This is a genomic window from Deltaproteobacteria bacterium (genome assembly GCA_026388545.1).
In the GTDB taxonomy this organism is placed as follows: Bacteria; Desulfobacterota; Syntrophia; order Syntrophales; family UBA2185; genus JAPLJS01.
Map to the genome: position 1 here is coordinate 1 of JAPLJS010000064.1, position 4,209 is coordinate 4,209.

5 protein-coding genes are annotated in these 4,209 nt (G+C 46.1%); 3 read left to right on the top strand and 2 right to left on the bottom strand.

All coding sequences use genetic code 11. The features are described from left to right. Positions 1–1,686: endopeptidase La (gene lon, locus NTW12_07500; GenBank protein MCX5846187.1), on the bottom strand; the 1,686-nt coding region annotated here is incomplete at its 3' end. A gap of 50 nt (positions 1,687–1,736) precedes the next feature. After that, on the bottom strand, positions 1,737–2,189 hold the full coding sequence (locus NTW12_07505; GenBank protein MCX5846188.1) for an Hsp20/alpha crystallin family protein: 453 nt from the start codon (positions 2,187–2,189) through the stop codon (positions 1,737–1,739). A gap of 315 nt (positions 2,190–2,504) precedes the next feature. Between NTW12_07505 and NTW12_07510 the strand changes: the two genes are divergently transcribed. From NTW12_07510 to NTW12_07520, 3 genes are all read left to right on the top strand, one after another. Beyond that, on the top strand, positions 2,505–3,059 hold the full coding sequence (locus NTW12_07510) for an NUDIX hydrolase (GenBank protein MCX5846189.1): 555 nt from the start codon (positions 2,505–2,507) through the stop codon (positions 3,057–3,059). Further along, complete coding sequence (locus NTW12_07515) at positions 3,056–3,241, top strand: hypothetical protein (GenBank protein ID MCX5846190.1); 186 nt, start codon at positions 3,056–3,058, stop codon at positions 3,239–3,241. Before NTW12_07510 ends, NTW12_07515 begins: the two co-directional genes overlap by 4 nt. A gap of 189 nt (positions 3,242–3,430) precedes the next feature. Continuing rightward, positions 3,431–3,916, top strand: a complete 486-nt coding sequence (locus tag NTW12_07520; GenBank protein MCX5846191.1) for a hypothetical protein — start codon at positions 3,431–3,433, stop codon at positions 3,914–3,916. Positions 3,917–4,209: the final 293 nt, after the last annotated feature.

Here is a 4,209-nt window from a genome sequence, read left to right on the forward strand (position 1 = left end):
GCATATCGTACCTATTTCACGTTCAAGATTTCTCAGTCCGGCCTCCCGCGTATATCCTGAAATAATAAGATTTATGGCGCCTTTCGTAAAAGTTACCTGCTCCGGTGCGAGCCCATTGGCCTCTCTCTGCCGAGGGATGAGGTAACGTTCGGCAATGTTAACCTTGTCGTCCTGCGTGTAGCCAAGAAGTTCAATTACTTCCATCCTGTCCCGGAGCGCAGGGGGGATTGTGTCCAGGATGTTCGCAGTGGTAATGAACATGACATGGGAGAGATCGAACGGAACATCGAGATAATGGTCCATAAAGGAATAATTCTGCTCCGGATCAAGCACTTCAAGGAGTGCGGAAGACGGATCTCCCCGGAAATCGCTGCCGACCTTGTCTATTTCGTCCAGGACAAACACAGGGTTATTTGATTCTGCCCGCTTGATACCCTGAATGATGCGGCCCGGAAGCGCTCCCACATATGTGCGGCGGTGCCCGCGGATTTCCGCTTCGTCCCGCACACCACCCAGAGCGATTCGCACAAATTTACGGCCGAGGGCGTGGGCTATGGAAAGGGCCAGTGAGGTCTTGCCGGTGCCGGGAGGCCCTGCAAAGCACAGGATCGGCCCTTTTGAGTCAGGCTTCAGTTTTCGTACGGCAAGATATTCTATAATACGCTTCTTTGCCTTATCCAGCCCGAAATGTTCATCATCCAGGATTCCCCGTGCCTTTTTGATATCCATGTTGTCTTCTGTGCTTTCAGTCCAGGGAAGCGCGGTTATCCAGTCCAGGTAGGTCGATGATACCGTATATTCGGCGGAAGACGGATGCATTCGGGACAGACGTTCAAGCTCGCGCTCGGCCTCTTTTTTCGCTTCTTCCGGAAGATTTTTTTTCTCAATCTTCGCCCGGTATTCTTCCACTTCAACCTTGGGCTCATCCGTTTCGCCCAGCTCCTGCTTGATCGCCTTGAGCTGCTGACGGAGGTAGTATTCCCGCTGACTTTTGTCGATATCCTCCTTTACCTGTGACTGTATCTTATTACCCAGTTCAAGAATATCCAACTGATGACTTATGAGCCGCGTGACCTCCTTCAGACGCTGTTTCACATCGAGGATTTCCAAAATCTTCTGTTTTTCTTCCGCTGCCGAATTTATAATCGATGAGATAACGTCGGCAAGCACTCCCGGAGATGTGATCGACATGGCCATGGTGCCAAATTCCTGAGGTAAAACGGGCGACAATTTGACCATCCTGTCAAACAGTCCGGTAAGATTCGCCATGAGCGCATCTATCTCGATGTCCTTTTCTACAACATCTTCAAGAACTTCCACCCGGGCCTGGGGATATGACTTCCCCTCGACAAATTCTGTGATCTTAAATCTGCTGATGCCCTGTATGAGAAGGTTCGCCCTATTATCCCCCGTTTTTGCCATCTTCACAATCACAACAGCCGTCCCTATATCATAAAAGTCTTCCGGCTGATTTTTGATCTCTAACGGTGATTTCTTTGACATGACAAGGCCTATGATGCGATCAACGGCCATTGCCTCATCGACAAGGGTTATCGACTGCTCACCGAAAACTTCCAGTGGAAACATCATATTCGGGAAAACAACAACGTTAAATAACGGCATAACAGGTAAAATATCCGGTATCTTAACAACTTTTAATTCCTCAGGTGGTTTCTGATCCGCCATGCAAACCTCCAAAACTGGTTTCCTGTTTGAGCTATAAAACTAAATTATTCTCAGTATGATCTGTTTTTTTGAACAGGTATCTTACAAACTTTATCCACAGGCAGCTTTGCCATCCATATTTGAAGAAGACCATCCGCATACGTTGCTTTCAGTGAATCAGTATCGACTGAACAGGGGAGAGAAAGGTTTCTTTCAAAATATCCGTAGGGGATTTCAGCAAGGTGATATCTTGTATTTTCCATAAGCGGCTTTTTCCGCTTTCCATAAATTCTCAAGACCCTGTGATCAATCTCCACATAGAGATCCTCTTTGTTTACCCCTGCGACATCGGCCAGGATCATGATTTCATCAGGAGATTCATAGATATCTACCTGAGGCCTCCATACATTTTGATAAATGGTAAACGTTGAGTTAATCAAACGGAACATTTCATTGATGCCCCGCCGAAATTCAGCATCGATATTTCCGAGTTCATTGGAAAATCTAATTTTTATAAAACTCATTTTCGTCTCCTGTAGATTGACGGTTTCGTAAAAAGTCGAAAATCCTGTCACTCAGGTCCCTGCCTTCGCGGGGATGTCCAGACGCTGTCCTCGCGCAAGCGGGGAACCATGAAAGCATTACTGGATTTCCGCTTTCGCGGGAATGACAATATGCGGCGAAATCCGATTTTTTACAATTTTAGCAAAATTAGCATTAATAAACATAATTTGTAAAGGATTTCGTCCTCGACGATCAAAATGATTGTTTTCCTTCATTTTCGCCCGGCATCGTGGTATATGACCTCATGTTACAAACCACAATTTTCGAGGTCTCATATGCTTCTCAAACCATGGACAATTATTTCAAGTCGTGTTGATAAATCCTACCGGGTATTCAACCTGCGACATGACCGTGCGTGCTCACCGCGCACAAATCAGACACATGACTTTTATATCCTGGAGTCCCCACCCTGGGTAAATATCATCCCCCTCACACCGCAGAACGAAGTCGTTCTGATTCGCCAGTACCGCCTCGGTATTCGTGATATTACCCTGGAGATACCCGGCGGACTTCTTGAACCCTCCGATTCCCCCGAAGAGGCAGCCAGCCGCGAACTGTGGGAAGAAACAGGTTACCGGGAAGAAACACTGATTCCCCTTGGCGCCGTACACCCTAACCCTGCCATTCAGAACAATCTTTGCTATACGTTTCTTGCCAGGAATGTTTTCCCCACGGGACAACAGAATCAGGATGATCGCGAAGACATCGAAGTGGTCCTCCGGCCGCTTTCAGAAATCCCCCGTCTCATCAGGGAGGGGACAATTACCCATGCACTGGTGATCGCGGCATTTTACCGCTTTTATATGGAATATCCGCCGGGTATGAAATGAAAAAAAACAGTATGATCGAAGCCTTAAAAAATCGCATCCGGGCGGCGCGGGGTGAAATATCACCTGACCTGATTGTGAAAGGCGGCAGGGTAATCAACGTATTTTCTCACGAGGTCTTAGAAGCAGATGTGGCTATCCATGACGGCATTATCGTGGGGATTGGTGAATGTAAAGCAATTTAAACACGTACCCCTCTTTACAGCGTGAGTGATTGGGGTCAGGCCTCAACGGGCCGGTAACCATCGGTAATACCAACCTTGTCGTCCATTCTTCTTGACACACAAGGCCGCTCTTCTTACACTTCCAGCTCCCAGAAGCGAGTTCTTATTAAAAAAAGAAGTGACAGAATGTTTTTGAAAGGAGAAAGAGAAATGCAGAAACATTGGAGAATCACCTTTTATGTCATGTGCATTTTGATAGTATTACCGTCAGTAGGGTATACAAGTTCGCTTTTTAAAAATTATGGCAAAATAACACCTGACAGCAATGCAGCAAAAGCTTTTGAAACATATCAAATCAACCCCAATTACAATTATTATATCAGCGGATCAGACGTCTATCCCCATGCGATTATAGGACTGGATAAGGCCTATAAACTTGAGCCCGACCTGTGGAAGCAAGTCGAGATGACACCCAAGAAAATCCGTGAGCTTGTCACAGATATGCAAGATAGGGTAAGGTATTTGAGCTTAAGATTGTCTCTACATGGATTCGCACTATTCGATGATAAAGGCAAACAGATCGGGGTCTGGTATTCCATCCTCGAAGCCACAACATCCCTTAAGATGAAAGACGACCACACGGTTATAATCATTACACCGGCCATCGACACATATTTGAGATATGAAGATCATTGACATCGAGAAAGGCCATGATGACACCATCCCCTGCATCATCGAACCATCCAAAACGAAAAGACTTTCAGGAAAAGCTGGGTGTGGAGACAACATTTGTACCTTCCTAAAAGCGGTAATTGACGGATTTTGAAAAGTATGCAAGATTACAATTAAATAATGATGGGCCTACTGTGGTTGCAACAGAAACCACGCTGCGAGAAGATGTTTTGGACAACAGGAAAAGGAGAGACGTAATGGGAGACAAGGGCGGCAAGAAAGATAAGGAAAAGGGTCAGAAACAGAACGCCGAAAAA